The sequence below is a fragment of the Pseudomonas prosekii genome (assembly GCF_900105155.1).
Classification (GTDB): Bacteria; Pseudomonadota; Gammaproteobacteria; order Pseudomonadales; family Pseudomonadaceae; genus Aquipseudomonas; species Aquipseudomonas prosekii.
Window position 1 is genome coordinate 5090378 of the sequence record NZ_LT629762.1, and the last position, 21411, is coordinate 5111788.

The following is a 21411-nucleotide window of genomic DNA, read 5'->3' on the forward strand; positions in this document are numbered from 1 at the left end:
ACCCATGCAGTTCAGCGAATTGATGGCCGTTATTTCCACCTACGCGATTCGTCTTCAGCGCGAAGAGGATGATCTGGTCATTCTGGGTGACGATGAAGCGCTGGACGACGCGCTGTGGGACAACCTGCTGCGGCACAAGACGCAACTGCTCGAACTGGTCGCGCGCAACGGTGGCGACTGGTTAAGCCCGGCGTTTCGCATCACCCCGGACATGCTGCCGCTGGTGCAACTCGATCAGCCGAGCATTGACCGGATCGTCGCCGGTGTGCCCGGCGGCGCGGCCAATGTGCAGGATATTTACCCGCTGGCGCCGCTGCAGGAAGGCATGCTCTACCATCATTTGTCGGCGCAACAGGGCGACCCTTACGTATTGCAGGCGCAATTCGCCTTCGACAGCCGCGAGCGTTTCAACGCGTTCGCCGAAGCCGTGCAATGGGTGATCGACCGCCACGACATTCTGCGCACCGCGCTGGTCTGGGAACGCCTCGACCAGCCGTTGCAAGTGGTCTGGCGCCACGCGCAACTGGTCTGCGAAGAAGTGCGGTTGACGCCGGCGCAGGGCGACATCCTCAGCCAATTGCAAAGCCGTTTCGACCCGCGCCACTATCGGCTCGATCTGCGTCAGGCACCGCTGTTGCGGCTGGTGTTTGCAGAAGAGGTTGCAGAAGAGGTTGCTGATGACCCGAGTCAAAAGCGCCTGGTGGCGATGCTGCTGTTCCATCACACGGTGATGGACCACACCGCGCTCGATGTGGTGCGCCGCGAGTTGCGCGCCAGGTTGCTTGAGCAGACCGAGCTGTTGGGCCAACCGGTACCGTTTCGCAATCATCTGGCGCAGGCGTTAATCGGCAGTAGCGAGCAGCAACACGAAGCGTTCTTCCGCGACATGCTTGGCGATATCGACGAGCCGACATTGCCCTTCGGATTGCAGGACGTGCAGGGCGATGGCCGCGGCATCGAACAGTCGCGGGTAGCGGTGGACAGCGCGTTGAGCCTGCGCTTGCGTGCGCAGGCGCGACACCTCGGGGTCAGCGCCGCGAGCCTGATGCACCTCGCGCAGGCCTTGATGCTGAGCAAGGTGTCGGCTGCCGAATCGGTGGTGTTCGGCACCGTGCTGCTCGGGCGGATGGACGCCGGTGCAGGCTCGGATCAGGCACTGGGGATCTTCATCAACACCTTGCCGTTACGCGTCGACATCGACGCGCAAAGTGTCCGCGCGGCGGTGAAAGCCACCCACCTGCGCCTGACCGCATTGCTCGGCCATGAGCACGCATCGCTGGCGCTGGCGCAACGGTGCAGCGGGGTGACCGCACCGACGCCGCTGTTCAGTGCGATCCTCAATTACCGGCATACCGACGCGGTCGATGTCGCGGACGTCATCGACATTGCCCCGGGCGTTCAGGTGCTGGCCTCCGAGGAACGCACCAACTATCCGCTGACGGTCAATGTCGACGATCTCGGCGACGACTTCTCGGTGACGGTGATGGTCGCCTGCTCGATTGGCGCCACGCGGGTCGCGCGTTACCTGCAAACCGCGCTGGAAAGCCTGGTCCAGGCGCTTGAAGAAACCCCCGATATCGCCGTGCAAACCCTGAATATTCTGCCGGCCAGCGAACGTCATCACCTGCTGCACACCCTGAATGCGCCGCAGGGCGAGTACGCCGATGCTTCGCTGATTCATCATCAGGTCGAAACCCAAGCCGCCGTGCGCCCGGACGCGATCGCGGTGATGTATGAACATTGGAACCTGACTTACGGCGCGCTCAATCAGCGCGCCAATCAGGTTGCGCATCAACTGTTGAGCCTCGGCGTGCGCCCGGATGATCGCGTGGCGATTTGCGTCGAGCGCAGTCTGGAAATGCTCATCGGCCTGCTCGGCATCCTCAAGTCCGGCGCCGCTTACGTGCCGATTGACCCGGCCTATCCGCTTGAGCGAATTGCCTACACCCTCAGCGACAGCGCGCCGGTCGCGGTGCTGGTGCAGCCATCCACGCTGGCGTTGGTTGGCCAACTGACGGTGCCGGTCATCGATCTGGAAAGTCGCGAGTTGCGCGACCAGACCAACAGCAACCAGAACAGCAGCAACCCGCACATCCCGGCGCTGACTGCCGCCAATCTCGCCTACGTGATTTACACCTCCGGCTCGACCGGTTTACCCAAAGGCGTGATGGTCGAGCATCGGCAAGTGGCACGGCTGTTTTCGGCAACGCGTTACTGGTTCGACTTCAATCGGCAAGACGTCTGGGCGCTGTTCCATTCCTTTGCGTTCGATTTTTCGGTCTGGGAAATCTGGGGCGCGCTGGCGCACGGCGGGCAATTGCTGGTGGTGCCGCAACTGGTCAGCCGCTCGCCGGACGAGTGCTACGCGTTGCTCTGCGAGGCCGGCGTGAGCATCCTCAACCAGACGCCGAGCGCCTTTCGCCAATTGATCGTCGCCCAGGGCAACAGCCAACAGAAACACTCGCTGCGCCAGGTGATTTTCGGCGGCGAAGCGCTCGACCCCGGCATCCTCAAACCCTGGTATGGCCGGGTCGCCAACGCCGGCACGCAACTGGTCAACATGTACGGCATCACCGAAACCACGGTGCACGTGACGTACCACCCACTGGAAGCGGCGGACAGCCAATTGACCGGCGTCAGCCCGATTGGCCTACGCATTCCCGACCTGCAACTGTACGTGCTCGACGCCCGCCGCGAGCCAGTGCCGGCCGGGGTCATTGGCGAGTTGTACGTCGGCGGCGCCGGGGTCGCGCGCGGTTACCTGAACCGCGCCGAACTCAGCGCCGAACGCTTTATCGCTGACCCGTTCAGCGGCCGCGCCGATGCGCGGCTGTACAAGACCGGCGACCTCGCGCGCTGGAGCGTCGATGGCAGCCTGCATTACCTGGGGCGTAACGACGATCAAGTGAAGATCCGTGGTTTTCGCATCGAACTTGGCGAGATCGAAGCGCGGCTGGTTGCGCATCACGGCGTGCGCGAAGCGCTGGTGGTCGCCCGCGAAGACACGCCCGGCGATGTGCGTCTGGTGGCTTATCTGATTGCCGAACCAAATGCTGCTGCAAACGCCGAGCCGAGCGCCGCCGAATTGCGCGACCACTTGCTGCGCTCATTGGCCGAATACATGGTGCCGGGCGCGTTTGTCCTGCTCGATCATTTCCCCCTGACCACCAACGGCAAACTCGACCGCAAAGCCTTGCCGGCGCCGGACGCCGAGGCCGTTGCCCGTCGCGATTATCAGGCCCCGGAGGGCGAGGTCGAGCGTGCGATTGCCGGGATCTGGCGCGACTTGCTCAACCTCGAACAGGTCGGGCGGCACGACAACTTTTTCGAACTTGGCGGCCATTCGCTGTTGGCGGTGAAGCTGATCGAACGCATGCGGCAGTTGGAATTGGCCGCCGACGTGCGCGTGCTGTTTGGCCAACCGACCCTCGCCGCGCTGGCGGCAGCGGTCGGCGGCCAGCAGCAGGTGCGCGTGCCGGCCAATCGCATTGCCGCCGATTGCCCGCGTATTACCCCGGAGTTGTTGCCACTGGCGACGCTCGACCAAGCGGCGATCGACCAGATCGTCGACAGCGTGCCGGGCGGGGTGGCCAATGTGCAGGATATTTATGCGCTCGCGCCGTTGCAGGCCGGGATTCTTTATCACCATTTGGCCGCGACCGAGGGCGATCCTTACGTGTTGCAGGTGCAGTTTGCGTTTGACGGCCTGAAGCAGATCAAAGCTTTTGTGCGTGCGCTGCAAGCGGCGATCCAGCGCCACGATATTTTGCGCACCAGCGTGCATTGGCAAGGGCTCGACGAAGCGGTGCAAGTGGTCTGGCGCCAGGCTCCGCTGGCCCTGGAACGCGTCGACGCCGACCCGCAGGACGGTGACGTGCTGCAACAGATGCAGGCACGCTTCGACCCGCGGCACTACCGCCTCGATTTCAGTAAAGCCTCGCTGATGCGCTTCGCCTATACGCATGACCCGGACCAGTCTCGCTGGATCGGCATTCTGTTGCTGCATCACCTGGTGCTCGACCACACCGCGCTCGACGTGCTGGTGCAAGAGCTCAGCGCCAGCCTCTGCGGCCAGGCGCTGCCGCCAACCGCTGCGGTGCCCTATCGCAACTATGTGGCGCAGGCACGGTTGGGCCTCAGCGAGGCTGAGCACGAAGCATTTTTCAGCGAAATGCTCGGCGATATCGATGAGCCGACCCTGGCGTTTGCCTTGCAGGACGTCAATGGCGACGGCAGCGGCATTGAGCAAGCGCAGCAAAACCTCGACGCCACGCTGAGCCGGCGGTTGCGCGAGCAGGCGCGCATGTTGGGCGTGAGCGTCGCCAGCGTCGTGCACTTGGCGTGGGCGCAGGTGCTGGGCCAGGTCACAGGTCGAGAAGACGTGGTGTTCGGCACGGTTTTACTCGGCCGGATGCAGGGCGGCGAGGGCGCCGACCGCGCGTTGGGCATGTTCATTAATACCTTGCCGTTGCGCGTGAATGTCGGCGCCAGCGGCGTGCAGGCCGGCGTGCGCGCGACCCATGCGCGGCTCTCGCAATTGCTCGGCCACGAACACGCTTCGTTGTCGCTGGCGCAGCGTTGCAGCGGCGTGCCGGCGTCGTTGCCGTTGTTCAACAGCTTGCTCAACTATCGCCACAGTGCGGCGGGCCAAAGTGAGACGGACGACGCTGTCGGCAGTCCGCTGGGCTGGGAAGGTATCGAGATTCTGCAATCGCAGGAGCGCAGCAATTATCCGTTGGTGCTCAGCGTTGACGACCTCGGCGAGGGCTTTCGCCTGGTGGTGCAAACCCACGCCGAGGTCGGCGCGCAAAGGGTCGGCGACTATATGTATGGCGCCTTGCAGCAACTGGTCAACGCACTGGAACAGGCGCCGGGCGCCGCGCTTAATGGCTTGTCGATTTTGCCGGCGCACGAACGTGAACAGGTCCTGCGCACCTTCAACCACACCGACGCCGACTACCCGAGCGCGCAAACCTTGCACGGAATGTTCGAGGCGCAGGCGCAATTGCGCCCGTATGCGCTGGCGGTGATTCAGGGTTCGCAGCGGCTCAATTATCAGCAACTCAACCAGCGCGCGAATCAGTTGGCGCATCACTTGCTGCAACACGGCGTGCAGCTCGACGACCGCGTGGCGCTTTGCGTGCGGCGCGGGCCAGAGATGCTCGTGGGCCTGCTGGCGATTCTCAAGGCGGGCGGCGGTTACGTGCCGATTGACCCGGCGTATCCGCCGGAACGCATCGCCTATCTGTTGCAGGACAGCGCGCCGGTGGCGGTGCTGGCGCAGAGCGCCACGCGCGGTTTGCTCGGTGATAGCGTCACGATCGATCTCGATAGCCCGATTTGGCAACAACAACCGATCAGCAATCCGCAGGTTGCGCGGCTGTCCCCGGCGCACCTCGCTTACGTGATTTATACCTCCGGCTCGACCGGTTTACCGAAAGGCGTGATGGTCGAACACCGCACCGTGGAAAACCTCGTGCACTGGCATTGCGAGGCGTTTTATCTGGGCCAGGACAGCCAGACCTCAAGCGTCGCCGGGTTTGGTTTTGATGCGATGGCGTGGGAGGTCTGGCCAGCGCTGTGCAGCGGCGCGACTTTACATTTGCCGCCGGCGGATGTCGGCAACGAGAACATCGATGAACTGCTGAGTTGGTGGCAGGCGCAACCGCTGGATGTGAGTTTTCTGCCGACGCCGGTGGCCGAATACGCCTTCAGCCAAAACCTTGAGCATCCGACCTTGCGCACGCTGCTGATTGGCGGCGACCGTTTGCGTCAGTTCGGCAAAACCCAGACCTTTGAGGTGATCAACAACTACGGGCCGACCGAAGCCTCGGTCGTCGCGACGTCGGGACGGGTGAACGTCGGCGAGCCGTTGCACATCGGCCAGCCCATCGCCAATGCGCGGGTTTACTTGCTTGATCAACAACAACGTCCGGTGCCGATTGGCGTGGCTGGCGAGTTGTATGTGGCGGGCGCCGGGGTGGCGCGCGGGTATCTGAATCGTGCGCAAATGACCGCCGAACGTTTTCTCCGCGATCCGTTTGTGCATCATTCGCGGATGTATCGCACCGGCGACCTCGCGCGGTGGCTGGCCGACGGCAGCCTCGAATACCTCGGTCGCAATGACGATCAGGTGAAAATCCGTGGCATGCGCATCGAGTTGGGCGAGATCGAAACCGCGCTGGCAACCCACGCCGGGATCAACGAGACCGTGGCGCTGGTGCGCGACGAACGCCTGATCGTCTGGTTCGTCGAGCACACGCCGCTGCTGATCGAGGACCTGCGCGAACATCTGCAAAATCAGTTGCCGGATTACATGGTGCCGTCCGCCTATGTGCGCCTCGATCATTTGCCGCTGACTGCCAACGGCAAACTTGATCGCAAGGCCTTGCCGCAGCCCGACCAGACCGCGTTGCTGAATCGCGAGTACGAAGCGCCGCAAGGCAAGGTTGAAGCGGCGTTGGCGCAAATCTGGGCCGACGTGCTCAAGGTTGAACGTGTTGGCCGGCAAGACAATTTCTTCGAACTCGGCGGCCATTCGCTGCTCGCCGTCAGCCTGATCGAGCGCATGCGCCAGCAAGGCTTGAGCGCCGACGTGCGTGTGCTGTTCAGCCAACCGACATTGGCTGCGCTGGCCGCTGCGATTGGCAGTGGCCGCGAAATCGTGGTCCCGGCCAATCGGATAACCCAGAGTTGCCAGCGCATTACGCCGCAGCTGTTGCCACTGGTAGATCTGGATCAGGACGCAATCGACCAGGTAGTCGCCAGCGTGCCCGGCGGTGCCGGCAACGTGCAGGACATTTACCCGCTCGCGCCGTTGCAGGAAGGCATTCTTTATCACCACCTCAGCGCGACTCACGGCGATCCTTATCTGCTGCAAACGCAACTGGCGTTCGACAGCTTCGAGCGCCTGCAAGCGTTCACCAACGCGCTGCAAAAAGTCATCGACCGCCACGACATTTTGCGTACCGGCGTGGTGTGGCAAGGGTTGCAGCAGCCGCTACAAGTGGTCTGGCGCGAGGCGCTCCTGCCGGTCACAGAAGCCCCGGTCACACAAGCGCCGGTCGATCAGTTGCCCGAACGCCTCGACATCAGCCAGGCGCCGCTGATTCGGATGATTTACACGCGGGAACCGGCGCCGCAACAACGCATAGAAGCGACGCTGCTGTTCCATCATCTGGTGCTGGATCACTTGGCGATGGACGTGGTCGGTCAGGAGATCCAGGCTTTTCTGCTCGACCCGAGCGCGCAACCGGGCGCCGCCGTGCCGTATCGCAACTATGTGGCGCAGGCGCGGTTGGGCGTCAGTCAGGACGAGCACGAAGGGTTTTTCAGCGAAATGCTTGGCGACATCGACGAGCCAACGCTGCCGTTCGGTTTGCACGACGTCAGCGGCGACGGCAGCGATATCGAGGAAGCGCAACTGACGCTGGACGATGCCCTGAGCCAGCGGTTGCGCGAACAGGCGCGGCAACTCGGGGTCAGCGCCGCCAGCGTGCTGCACCTGGCGTGGGCGCAGGTGTTGGGCCAGGTTACCGGGCGCGAAGACGTGGTGTTTGGCACCGTGTTGCTCGGTCGCATGCAGGGCGGCGAGGGCGCCGACCGCGCGCTGGGAATGTTCATCAATACCCTGCCGTTGCACATCAGCGTCGATGCGGTCGGCGTGCAATCGGCGGTCCGTGCGACCCATGCGCGGCTCTCGCAATTGCTCGGTCACGAACATGCATCGCTGTCGCTGGCCCAGCGTTGCAGCGGCGTGCCTTCGTCACTGCCATTGTTCAGCGCACTGCTCAACTATCGGCTGAGCGCGGCGGACGAGGGTGGCCAACGCTTTGTCGGTTGGCCCGGCATCGAGGTGTTCAATGTGCGCGGGCGCAGCAATTACCCGTTGGTGCTGAACGTCAACGATGCCGGTGAAGGCTTTCGACTGGGCGTGCAAACCCTGGCCTCGGTCGGCGCCGGGCGCGTGGCCGAATACGTTTACACCGCGCTTGAACAACTGATCCAGGCGCTGGAGCAGACCCCGCAACGGGCGCTCAACGAGTTGTCGATCCTGCCGGCGCACGAACGCGCGCAAGTGCTGCACACCTTCAATCTCACCGACACGCATTATCCGAGCCCGCAGACCTTGCATGGTTTGTTTGAAGCGCAGGCGCAGTTGCGCCCGTATGCGCTGGCGGTGGTTCAGGGCTCGCAGGAGCTGAACTATCAGCAACTCAACCGCCGCGCCAACCAGTTGGCCCATCATCTGGTCCAGCATGGGGTCAAACCGGATGACCGCGTGGCGCTCTGCGTGCGGCGCGGGCCGGACATGCTTGTGGGGCTGTTGGCGATTCTCAAGGCTGGCGGCGGTTACGTGCCGATTGATCCGGCGTACCCGCCGGAGCGCATCGCTTATCTGTTGCAGGACAGCGCTCCCGTCGCGGTGTTGGCGCAAAGTGCAACCCGCGCTTTACTCGGTGACATCCCACTGATCGACCTCGACGGGGCGACCTGGCAACAACAGTCCATCGCCGATCCGCTGATCGCCGGTTTGAGCCCGGCGCACCTTGCGTATGTGATCTACACCTCGGGTTCGACCGGGTTGCCGAAAGGCGTGATGGTCGAGCATCACACCGTGGAAAACCTCGTGCACTGGCACTGCGAAGCGTTTGATCTGGGCCAGGACAGCCAGACCTCAAGCGTCGCCGGTTTCGGTTTTGATGCGATGGCGTGGGAGGTTTGGCCAGCGCTGTGCAGCGGCGCCACCTTGCATTTGCCGCCGGCGGATGTCGGCAACGAGAACATCGATGAGCTGTTGAATTGGTGGCAAGTGCAGCCGCTGGACGTGAGTTTCCTGCCGACGCCGGTGGCCGAATATGCGTTTAGCCAACACCTCGAACACCCGACCTTGCGCACGCTGCTGATTGGCGGCGACCGTTTGCGTCAGTTCACCCGCCAGCAGACCTTTGCGGTGATCAACAACTACGGTCCGACTGAGGCGTCAGTAGTCGCGACCTCGGGACGAATGAACGTCGGCGAGCCGCTGCATATCGGCCAGCCAATCGCCAATGCGCGGATTTACTTGCTCGATGAACAGCAACGGCCAGTGCCGATTGGCGTCGCCGGCGAGTTGTACGTGGCCGGCGCGGGTGTCGCGCGGGGTTATCTGCATCGTGCGCAAATGACTGCCGAACGTTTTCTTCAGGATCCTTTTGTCGAGCATTCGCGGATGTACCGCACCGGCGATCTCGCGCGGTGGCTGGCCGACGGCAGCCTCGAATACCTCGGTCGCAACGATGATCAGGTAAAGATCCGCGGCATGCGCATCGAGCTCGGCGAGATCGAAGCGGCGTTGTCCAGTCACGCCGGGATCAAAGAGGCGGTGGCGCTGGTGCGCGACGAACGCCTGAGCGTCTGGTTCGTCGAACACACGCCACTGCTGATCGAAGACTTGCGCGACCATTTGCAGGGGCAGTTACCGGAGTACATGGTGCCTTCAGCGTATGTGCGCCTCGACCACCTGCCGCTGACCGCCAACGGCAAACTCGACCGCAAGGCCTTGCCCGAGCCCGACCAATCCGCGCTGCTGAATCGCGAGTACGAGGCGCCGCAAGGCCAGGTCGAAGAGGCGTTGGCGCAAATCTGGGCCGACGTGCTCAAGGTTGAACGTGTCGGCCGGCAAGACAATTTCTTCGAACTCGGTGGCCATTCGCTGCTCGCCGTCAGCCTGATCGAACGCATGCGCCAGCAAGGCTTGAGCGCCGACGTGCGTGTGCTGTTCAGCCAACCGACACTGGCTGCGCTGGCCGCTGCGATTGGCAGTGGCCGCGAAATCGTTGTCCCGGCCAATCGGATAACCGCGGGTTGCCAGCACATCACCCCAGACCTGTTGCCGCTGGTCGAGCTCGATCAAGCCACCATCGACCAAGTGCTCGCCAACGTGCCCGGCGGCGGCGCCAACGTGCAGGACATTTACCCGCTCGCGCCGTTGCAGGAAGGCATTCTTTACCACCACATCACCGCCGAGCAGGGCGACCCGTACCTGCTGCAATCGGCGCTGGCATTCGACAGCCTCGAGCGCCTGCAAGCGTTCGCCCACGCGCTGCAAAAAGTCATCGACCGTCACGACATCCTGCGCACGGCGGTGGTTTGGCAAGGGTTGAGCCAGCCACTGCAAGTGGTCTGGCGTCAGGCGCAATTGTTGCTATTGGAAGCCCCGGCCGATCAACTGCCCGAGCGCCTCGACCTGACCCAGGCACCGCTGATTCGCATGTTCTACACGCGCGACCCGCTGCAGCAAAATCGAGTGGAGGCGACGTTGCTGTTCCACCACATCGCCCTCGACCACACCGCGCTGGACGTGGTTCGTGGCGAAATTCACGCCTTGTTGTTCGGTGGCGGGCAACTGCCCGGCGCCGCGATGCCTTATCGCAATTACGTGGCCCAGGCGCGGCGCGGCGTCAGCGAGGAGGAACACGAAGGCTTCTTCCGCGACATGCTCGGCGACATTGACGAGCCGACGCTGCCGTTCGGTTTGCACAATGTGCAAGGGCATGGCGCCGCTAGCGAGCAGGCGCGCCAGCCATTGCCGGTAGAGTTGAGCCAGCGTCTGCGCGTGCAAACCCGGCTGCTTGGGGTCAGCGCCGCCAGCCTGTTCCATCTCGCCTGGGCACAGGTACTGGGCGCCACTTCGGGCAAGGACGCGGTGGTCTTCGGCACGGTGTTGATGGGCCGCATGCAGGGCGGCGAGGGTGCCGACCGGGCCTTGGGTTTGTTCATCAATACCTTGCCTTTGCGCGTGGATCTCGGTGAAAACGCCGTGCGCGATGCGCTCAAAGCGACCCATGTGCGGCTCAGCGCATTGCTCGGCCACGAACATGCATCGCTGGCACTCGCGCAACGTTGCAGCGCGGTGGCGGCGCCATTGCCGCTGTTCAGTGCCATGCTCAATTATCGCCACAGCGACCCGCAGCACACCGCGCAAAACCAGTGGCCTGGCATTCAAACGCTGACCAGCGAAGAACGCACCAACTACCCGCTGACGCTGAATGTCGATGACTTTGGCGAAGGTTTCATGCTCAGCGCGATGACCGTTGCCGAGGTCGGCGCCCAGCGCATCTGCGATTACCTGCACACGGCGCTGGAAGGTCTGGTCGGTGCGCTGGAGCAGACGCCGCAACGCGCCCTCAATCGCTTGCCGATCCTCACTGCGCGGGAGCGTGAACACCTGCTGTTTGAACTGAATGCCAGCGAAGTCGATTACCCGCTGGAGCAAACCATTCATGGCTTGTTCGAAGACCAGGCGCAGCGCACGCCGCAGGCGCTGGCGGTCCTCGCCGGCCCGCAACGGCTGAGCTATCGCGAACTGAATGAGCGCGCCAACCAACTGGCCCATCACTTGCGCGAACACGGCGTCGGGCCGGATTCGCGGGTGGCGATCTGCGTTGAGCGCGGGCTCGACATGGTCGTCGGCCTGCTGGCCATTCTCAAGGCTGGCGGCGGTTATGTGCCGCTCGACCCGAGCTATCCGCTGGAGCGTCTGGCCTACATGCTTGAAGACTGCGCGCCGGTCGCGGTGCTGGTGCAAAGTGGCACGCGTGGTTTGCTCGGTGCCGTTGCAGTGCCGGTGATTGATCTCGATCGTGATCAGTCGCTGTGGCAAGCGCAGCCAATCGCCAATCCGCAGGTTGCGGCGCTGACGCCGCGACACACGGTGTACGTGATTTACACCTCGGGCTCGACCGGTCAACCCAAAGGCGTGATCAACGAACACCGCGCGGTGGTCAACCGTTTGCTGTGGATGCAGGACGCTTACAACCTGACGCCGACCGACGCAGTGCTGCAGAAAACCCCGTTCAGTTTCGACGTGTCGGTGTGGGAATTCTTCTGGCCGCTGATGACCGGCGCGCGACTGGTGATGGCGCGCCCGGAAGGGCACAAGGACCCGGCCTACCTCTGCGAAGTGATTGCCGCCGAGCAGATCACCACGCTGCACTTTGTGCCGTCGATGCTCGACGTGTTCCTCGCCCACGGCGACGTCGCTGCCTGCCACGGGGTGAAAAACGTGATGTGCAGCGGCGAAGCGTTGCCGGGCAGTGTGGTGCGGCGTTTCCAGGCGCAATTACCCGCCACTCAGTTGCACAACCTCTACGGCCCGACCGAAGCTGCGGTTGACGTCACCGCGTGGCATTGCGCCGGGCTTTCAACGCAAGTGCCGGACAACACGCCGATTGGCAAACCGATTGCCAACACGCGCATTTATTTGCTCGACGCGCACCGGCAACCGGTGCCGCTGGGCGTGGTCGGCGAGTTGTACATCGGCGGCGTGCAAGTCGCCCGCGGTTACCTGAACCGCGAGCAACTCAACGCCGAACGCTTTCTCCAGGACCCGTTCAGCGACGATCCCAACGCGCGCATGTACCGCACCGGCGACGTTGCGCGGTATCGCGTCGACGGCAATATCGAGTACCTGGGACGCAACGACGACCAGGTGAAAATCCGTGGTTTGCGCATCGAACTCGGGGAAATCCAGGCGCGCCTGACCCAGTGCAGCGGCGTGCAGGAAGCCGTGGTCCTCGCTCGCGAAGACGTGCCCGGCGATAAACGCCTGGTCGCCTGGTACACCGGCATCGCGCAGGACATCGAAGCGCTGCGCGGCGATTTGCTGCAACACCTGCCGGACTACATGGTGCCGGCACTGTTCGTCCACCTCGACGCCTTGCCCCTGAGCCCCAACGGCAAACTCGACCGCAAAGCCTTGCCGGCCCCGGGCCTGAGCGCAATGCGAGTCCACGAATATCAGGCGCCGCTTGGCGATACCGAAATACTGCTGGCGCGGCTGTGGGCCGAGTTGTTGCACGTCGAACAGGTCGGGCGCGAGGACAATTTCTTCGAACTGGGCGGCCACTCGTTACTGGCCGTGAGCCTGATGGGCCGCTTGCGCCAGGAAGGCCTTGAAGCCGACGTGCGCACGTTGTTCGAACACCCGACGCTGGCGGGCTACGCCGCTGTAACCGAACGAATGGAGATCGTCCTGTGAGCGTGATCGAATTACTCGCGACACTCAAAGCCAAGGATATTCAGCTGTCGCTCAAGGGTGATCAGTTGCTGGTGCAAGGCAACAAACAGGCGCTCAGCGAGCCGGCCATCCTTGCCTCGATGCGCGAGCACAAACCGGCGCTGATCGCGATGATCCGCGCCGGGGACTATTCGCCGAGCCGCGCCGGTTCGGTCGAGGTGCCGGCCAACGCGATCCTCCCCGGCACCACGCGCATCACCCCGTCGATGCTGACCCTGGCAACACTTGATCAAGCCGCCATCGAGCGCATCGTCGCCACCGTGCCCGGCGGCGCGGGCAATGTGCAGGACATTTACCCGTTGGCGCCGTTGCAGGAAGGCATCCTGTTCCACCACGTCAGCGCCGCGCAGGGCGACCCGTACATCATGCAATCGCGGTTCGCCTTCGACAGCCGCGAACGCCTCGACGATTTTGTCCACGCCTTGCAGGGCGTCATCGATCGCCACGATATCTTGCGCACCGGGGTGGTCTGGCAAGGGCTGGAGCGACCGATGCAGGTGGTCTGGCGACAGGCGACGTTGCCGGTCGAAGCGCTGCAGCTCGACCCGGCAAACGGTGAGATCGCCGCTCAGTTGCACCAGCGTTTCGACGGTCGGCGTTACCGGATCGACGTGACCCAGGCGCCGTTGCTGCGGCTGGTGCACGCGTGGGATGCGCCGAGCCAGCGCATCGTTGCGTTGCTGATGTTTCACCACATGGCCCTCGACCACAGCGCGCTGGAAGTGGTGAGCCAGGAAATGCAGGCGTTCCTGCTCGGGCGCAGCGCACGGCTGGGCGACGCTGTGCCCTTTCGCACTTACGTGGCTCACGCGTTGCTCGGGGTCAGTGAACAGGAGCACGAAGCGTTTTTCCGCGAGATGCTCGGCGATATCGATGAGCCAACGTTGCCGTTCGGTTTGCAGGATGTGCAGGGCGACGGCCAGGCCATCGAAGAGGCCCGCCGCGAGGTTGATGCCGAGCTGGGCCGGCGTCTGCGCACGCGGGCGCGACACTTGGGCGTGAGCGCCGCGAGCCTGTTTCACCTGGCGTGGGCGCAGGTGCTGGCGGTGGTGTCCGGCAAGCAGCGGGTGGTGTTCGGCACGGTGCTGATGGGGCGCATGCTTGGTGCCGACGCGACCGACCGCGCGTTGGGAATTTTCATCAATACCTTGCCGTTTCGCGTCGATGTCGGCGGCGAATCGCTGCACGCCGCGGTCAAGGCGACCCATGCGCGCCTGACCACATTGCTGCGCCACGAACATGCGCCGCTGGCCCTGGCCCAACGCTGCAGCGCAGTCGTGGCACCGACGCCGCTGTTCAGCGCACTGCTCAACTATCGGCACAGCGCCTCCAGCGCCGCCAATGCCAGTGCCGAAGCGCTCGCGGCGTGGCGCGGCATCGCGGCGCTGAGCAGCGAAGAGCGGACCAATTACCCGCTGACCTTGAGTGTCGATGACCTCGGCGACCATTTTGCCCTGACCGCACTGACGGCGCCCGGCATCGACGCCGCGCGCATCTGCGGTTACTTGCATCAGGCCCTGGAAAACCTCGTAAGGGCGCTTGAGCAACCGGCTGATCCGGCGAGCACGCGGTTGGCGATTATTCCGCCGAGCGAGCGCCGGCAATTGTTGCTCGGCTTCAACGACACGCACCGCGATTACCCGGATCAACTGACCGTGCACGGCGTGTTTGAAGCGCTGGCACTCGCGCAGCCCGAGGCGATTGCCGTGGTCCACGGCGAGCAAATCCTCAGTTATCGGCAACTGAATATCCGCGCCAATCGCCTGGCTCATCACCTGATCAGCCTTGGGCTCAAACCCGGCGACCACGTCGCGATCCTGCTGGAGCGCTCGGTGGGTTTGCTGGTCAGCCAATTGGCGATCAGCAAGTGCGCGGCGGCCTATGTGCCGCTGGATATTCACGCGCCGGCCGAGCGCCAGCGTTTTATGGTCGAGGACAGTCAGGCGTACTGTGTGCTGAGCCCGGCCAGCGCCACGCTTGATTTTCCCGCTCGGCGCATCGACCCGGAGCAGTTGCCATCCGGCGAAGATTTGCCGACGCACAATCCGCAGATTGCGCAGTCCGCTGAAGCGCTGGCGTACATCATGTACACCTCCGGTTCGACCGGCACGCCAAAAGGCGTATTGGTCCCGCACCGGGCGATTACGCGGCTGGTGCTGAACAACGGTTATGCCGATTTCAATCCGCAGGATCGCGTGGCGTTTGCCTCCAACCCGGCATTCGACGCGAGCACCATGGACGTCTGGGGGCCGCTGCTCAATGGCGGGCAAGTGCTGGTCATCGATCGGCAGACGCTGCTCGATCCCACGCGTTTCGGTGAGGTGTTGAGTCAGTCCGGGGCAACCGTGTTGTTCGTCACCACGGCGTTGTTCAACCAATACGTGCAACTTATTCCCGAAGCGCTCAAGGGTTTGCGAATTTTGCTGTGCGGCGGTGAACGGGCGGACCCGGCGGCGTTTCGGCGTTTGCTCGAATTTGCTCCAGAACTGCGCCTGGTGCACTGCTACGGACCCACGGAAACCACCACTTACGCAACCACTTATGAAGTGCAATCCTTAGCGGCCGATGCCGACAGCGTGCCGATTGGCCGGCCGATTTCCAACACGCAGATTTATCTGCTGGACGCTTTTCAGCAACCCGTGCCAATCGGCGTTGTGGGCGAAATCTGCATCGGCGGGCAGGGCGTGGCCAAGGGATATTTAAATCGCCCGGAGCTGACTGCCGAAAAGTTTGTGCCTGACGTGTTCAGTGGCAATCCCCAGGCCTTGCTATACCGCACCGGCGACCTCGGGCGCTGGAACGCGCAAGGTTTGCTGGAATGCCTTGGGCGTAATGACGATCAGGTGAAAATCCGTGGTTTTCGCATCGAACTGGGCGAGATCGAAGCACGCTTGGCAACCTGTCCCGGGGTCAAAGACGTCGTCGTTCTGGCCCGCGAAGACGTGCCGGGGGACAAGCGTCTGGTGGCTTATTACACCGTGCACGGCGAGGCGTTGAGCGGCGAAAGCCTGCGCGCTCATCTGCAAAATTCGCTGCCGGACTACATGATCCCGTCCGCCTGCGTGCACCTGCCAAAGCTGCCGCTGAACGCCAACGGTAAGGTCGAGCGCAAAGCATTGCCGGCCCCCGATCATGCGGCTCTGCTGACCCGCGAATATCAGGCGCCGCAGGGCGAAATCGAAACCGTGCTGGCGCAGATCTGGGCCGAAGTGCTGCAAGTCGAGCAGGTCGGCCGCGAGGATCATTTTTTCGAACTGGGCGGCCATTCGTTGCTGGCGATGCGCATGGTCTCGCGCGTTCGTCTGCGTTTGGGTGTCGAACTGGCCTTGAATGAACTGTTCGCCAACCCGCAACTGAGCGCGGTCGCGCAGGTGCTGGCCGAAGCCGGGCGCAGCACTTTGCCGGCGATCATGGCTGGCGCGGATGACGAAGGATCGCCTCTGTCGTTTGCGCAGCAGCGCTTGTGGTTTCTCGCGCAAATGGACGGCGGCAACAGCGCCTACAACATTGCGGCGAGCCTCAGGCTGCGCGGGCGGCTCGACGTCGCGGCGCTGCAACGGGCGTTGGCGCGCATCGTCGAGCGGCACGCCACGTTGCGCAGCCGGTTTGTCGAGCATCAGGACCAGCCGCAGGTGTCGATCGACGCCGCTGCGACGTTGCGTCTGCAAATCGAAGACTGGCGTGATCAGGCGCAATCGCCGCAGGCATTACGCGCGCGGATTCAGGCCGAAGCGGCGCAGCCGTTTGATTTGCAGCATGGCCCGTTGATTCGCGGCAGTTTGCTGACCCTCGCCGATGATCACCATGTGTTGCTGGTTTCCCTGCATCACATCGTTGCCGATGGCTGGTCGATGGGCGTGCTGACCGCTGAGTTGATCGCTTTGTATCAGGCATTCAGTCAGGGCGAGGCTGATCCGCTGCCGGCGCTGGCCGTGCAATATGGCGACTTCGCCCGGTGGCAGCGGCGCTGGTTGAGCGGCGAGCTGCTGCAACGCCAGAGCGAATATTGGCAACAAGCCCTGGCCGGCGCCCCGGCCCTGTTGCTGTTGCCGACCGACCGGCCACGCCCGGCGCAGCAGGATTACGCCGGCAGCAGCGTCGACATTCGTCTCGATGAACAACTGACTGCGGCGCTCAAGGCGTTGAGTCAGCGCCACGGCACCACGCTGTATATGACGCTGATGGCGGCGTGGGCCGCGGTGTTGAGTCGTCTGTCCGGGCAGGACGATGTGGTCATCGGTTCGCCGGCGGCCAATCGGCAACGCGCCGAGGTCGAAGGCTTGATCGGCCTGTTCGTCAACACCCTGGCGGTGCGCATCGACACGTCCGGCGAGCTCGACGTCGCGGCGCTGCTGGCCCGGGTCAAGACGCAGACGCTGGCAGCGCAGGCCCATCAGGACTTGCCGTTCGAGCAAGTGGTCGAAGTCACGCGACCCACGCGCAGCCTGGCGTACAGCCCGTTGTTCCAGACTTCGCTGGCGTGGCACAACCTCGAAAACCCGGCGTTGACCCTGGCGGATTTGCGTGTGGAAGGGCTGGCCGAGGCCAGTCATTTTGCCAAGTTCGATGTGTCGCTGAGCCTCGGCGAAGGGCAGGGCAGGATCAGCGGCGTGCTCGAATACGCGACGGCGCTGTTTGATCAATCGACGGCGCAGCGTTTTGCCGGTTATTTCAATCGGGTGTTGCAAGCGATGGTCGCCAATGACCAAGCGCTGCTGGCGCAGGTGGACTTGCTCGATGAGCCCGAGCGCCGGCAGTTGCTGGTGGATTTCAACGCGACCAACCGTGCTTATGCGCAAGCGCAAACGGTCCATTCACTGTTCGAAGCGCAAGTGCTGCTGCGCCCCGAAGCCTTGGCGGCGGTAGACGGAGCGCAGTCGCAGGGCTTTGCCGCGTTGAGCTATGCCGCGTTGAATCAGCGCGCCAACCAACTGGCTCACCACTTGATCAGCCTCGGCGTGGCGCCGGGTGACAGCGTGGCGATAGTGCTGGAGCGCTCGCTGGACTTGCTCGTCAGCCAATTGGCTGTGTGCAAATGCGCGGCGGTGTATGTGCCGCTGGACCTTAATGCCCCGGCCGAACGCCAGGCCTTCATGCTGGGCGACAGCGGCGCCGTGTGCCTGTTGACCCGCAGCGGTCTTGCCAGCAACCTTGCCAGCAGCGGCGCGCTGCAACGGGTTGACCTCGACCGGCTGACGCTGACCGGGTTGCCGACGCATAACCCGCAACTGCCGCAGTCTTCGGAAGCGGTGGCGTACATCATGTACACCTCCGGATCGACCGGCACGCCAAAAGGCGTATTGGTCCCGCACCGGGCGATCACGCGGCTGGTGATCAACAACGGTTACGCCGATTTCAACCCACAGGATCGCGTTGCGTTTGCCTCCAATCCGGCATTCGACGCGAGCACCATGGACGTCTGGGGACCGCTGCTCAATGGCGGACAAGTGCTGGTCATCGACCATCAGACACTGCTTGAACCGGCGCGATTTGGCCAACTGCTGAGTGACGCCGGGGCGACCGTGTTGTTCGTCACCACGGCGTTGTTCAACCAATACGTGCAGCTGATTCCCGAAGCGCTGAAGGGCTTGCGAATTCTGCTGTGCGGCGGCGAACGCGCGGACCCAGCGGCGTTTCGGCGTTTGCTGGCCTTAGCTCCAGAACTGCGTTTGGTGCATTGCTACGGACCCACGGAAACCACCACTTACGCGACCACTTATGAAGTGAAATCGTTAGCGGCCGATGCCGACAGCGTGCCGATTGGCCGGCCGATTTCCAACACGCAGATTTATCTGCTGGACGCTTTTCAGCAACCCGTGCCAATCGGCGTTGTGGGCGAAATCTGCATCGGCGGGCAGGGCGTGGCCAAGGGGTATTTGAATCGCCCGGAGCTGACTGCCGAAAAGTTTGTGCCTGATTTGTTCAGCGCCGATCCCGACGCCTTGCTGTACCGCACCGGCGACCTCGGCCGCTGGAACGCCCAAGGCTTGCTGGAATGCATCGGGCGTAATGACGATCAGGTAAAAATCCGGGGTTTCCGCATCGAATTGGGCGAGATCGAAGCCCGGCTGGCCACCGCTAAAGGCGTCAAGGACGTGGTGGTGCTGGCCCGCGAGGACGCGCCGGGGGACAAGCGCCTCGTCGCGTATTACACCGCCGACGACGCGCTCGACATCGAATATCTGCGCACGCACGTGCAAGGTCAGTTGCCGGACTACATGATCCCGTCCGCCTACGTGCACCTGGCAAACCTGCCCTTGACCGCTAACGGTAAAGTCGATCGCAAAGCGTTACCCGCGCCGCAGCCAAGCGCAATGCTCAGCCGCGACTATGCGCCGCCCATTACGCCGTTGGAGCAGAACCTTGCGAGCGTGTGGGCCGACGTGCTGACCCTGCAACGGGTCGGTCGCCACGACAACTTCTTCGAACTGGGCGGCCACTCGTTGTTGGCCGTGCGCTTGGTCAACCTGATGCAAAAGTCCGGTTTGCCGGTGACCTTGGCCGAGCTTTTCCAGCACGCCAGCATCGAATCGATGGCCACTCACTTGAGCCAGCGCTCAGGTACGGCTGCCGACGATGAGCATCTGATAAAAGTGCGCACTGGCGGCAGTCAGCCGCCGTTGTTTCTGGTGCATGAGTTCAGCGGTCAGGACCTGTATTTCCCGGCGCTGGGTCGGCACATCGCCGAAGGCATTCCGGTGTACGGTTTGCCGGGGCTGGCGCTGGGACAGGAACAGTTGCAAACCATGCACTGTCTGGCGGCGCGGCTGGTGAAAATCATCCGTTCGGTGCAGCCGCACGGGCCTTATCGGCTGGCCGGCTGGTCTTTTGGCGGGGTGTTGGCCTACGAGATTGCCGCGCAGTTGCTTGGGGCTGACGAAACGGTGGACTTCCTCGGTTTGATCGACACTTATGTGCCGCGTCTGGCGGATCAGGGCAAGGCGCGCTGGTCTGACCGCCATGCAGGCAAACGCCAATTGTTGCTGCTGTGCACGCAATACTGGACCGGCCAGGGCGCTGCGGGTGAGGCCGCGCTCGGACCATTGCAGGCCCTTGAGCAATCCCTTGAACAGCTGGATTTCGACGCGTTGCTGCAAACCTGTCGTGAGCAGCAACTGTTGTACCCGCAAATCGCCGCTGCGGCGGACCGCGACGTGCGCCATTACCTGGAACGCGAGGTCGGTCACGGTCATGCCATGGCCCATTACAGCCTGGCGCCGCTGCCGGTGCCGCTGCATCTGTTCGTGGCGCAGGAGCGGCCGCCGGCCTTGGCGCACCTGAGCCAAACCCTCGGTTGGGCCGAGGTGCTGGCGCCCGAACGGCTGCAGTGCATTGGTGTGCCCGGCGATCACCAAAGCATGATGAAAGCACCGCACATCGCCGCGCTGGGGCAAGCCATCAGCGCCGCGATCGAGACCTCGGCAGCGTTGGTCAAAGCACAGCCGTCGTCGCGTCATCAACCGGTATTGCCGTTGCAGAACGGTCAACCGGGGCATGCGCCGATCTTCTGCGTGCCGGGCGCGGGCGACAGCGTCACCGGGTTTATCGGTTTGACCCAGGCGCTCGGGCCGCAGTGGCCGATCATGGGCCTGCAACCCCGCGGGCTGGACGGCGAAGCGGTACCGCACAGCGACGTCGAGAGCGCGGCCGAGCATTACCTCGAAGCGCTGGAACGACATTGCCCAGACGGCCCATTGCACCTGCTCGGCCACTCGTTCGGCGGCTGGGTCGCCTGTGAAATGGCCGCGCGGTTGCAAGCGCAGGGGCGTGAAGTGGCATCGCTGACCTTGATCGACAGCGAATCACCCGGCGGCAACGGCGTGGTCGGCAAGCCGTACACCACCACGGCGGCGTTGCAGCGTTTGATCGAGGCCATGCAACTGGCCAGCGGCCAATCGCTGGGCATCGAACCGGCGCAATTTGCCGACGCGGATGACGTCACCCAGTTGCAGCAGTTGCACGCCGGCATGGTGCGCGTCGGGCTGATTCCGGCGCGTTCGACGGCGCAGTCGATTCACGGCTTGGCGCGCACATTCGCCACGGCGCTGCGCACGGTTTATCAACCGCGCCAGCCCTACACCGGCGCGGTGCGGCTGGTGCTCGCCGACGACCCGACACTGGATGCCGCCGGCAACCAGCGCGAACAAATGGCGATGGTCGAAGGCTGGCGCCAGCACTGTCGCGAGTTGGCGGTATGGCACGGGCCGGGCAACCATTTCACTTTGCTCAAACCCCCGCACGTGTTGCACCTGGCCGCGTGGTGGCGCGATGGCCTGGCGCTGCCAAGCACCGCGCGGGTGTCTTGATCGGCGCTGGTTGCCGTTCGCTTGAACACAGGCCCGGCCGCTGCC

At 63.6% G+C, this 21411-nt stretch carries 1 protein-coding gene and 2 pseudogenes; all 3 read left to right on the forward strand.

Annotated features, from left to right (window positions below; all coding sequences use genetic code 11):
- Positions 1–4 precede the first annotated feature (4 nt).
- On the forward strand, positions 5–13021 hold the full coding sequence (locus BLU01_RS22970; protein ID WP_092279783.1) for a non-ribosomal peptide synthetase: 13017 nt from the start codon (positions 5–7) through the stop codon (positions 13019–13021).
- A 2-nt stretch (positions 13022–13023) separates the two neighbouring features.
- A pseudogene (locus tag BLU01_RS28460) lies at positions 13024–13110 on the forward strand (hypothetical protein); the annotation flags it as partial.
- 102 nt (positions 13111–13212) lie between these two features.
- Positions 13213–21366: pseudogene (locus BLU01_RS22975) on the forward strand (amino acid adenylation domain-containing protein); the annotation flags it as partial.
- Between the last annotated feature and the right edge of the window lie 45 nt (positions 21367–21411).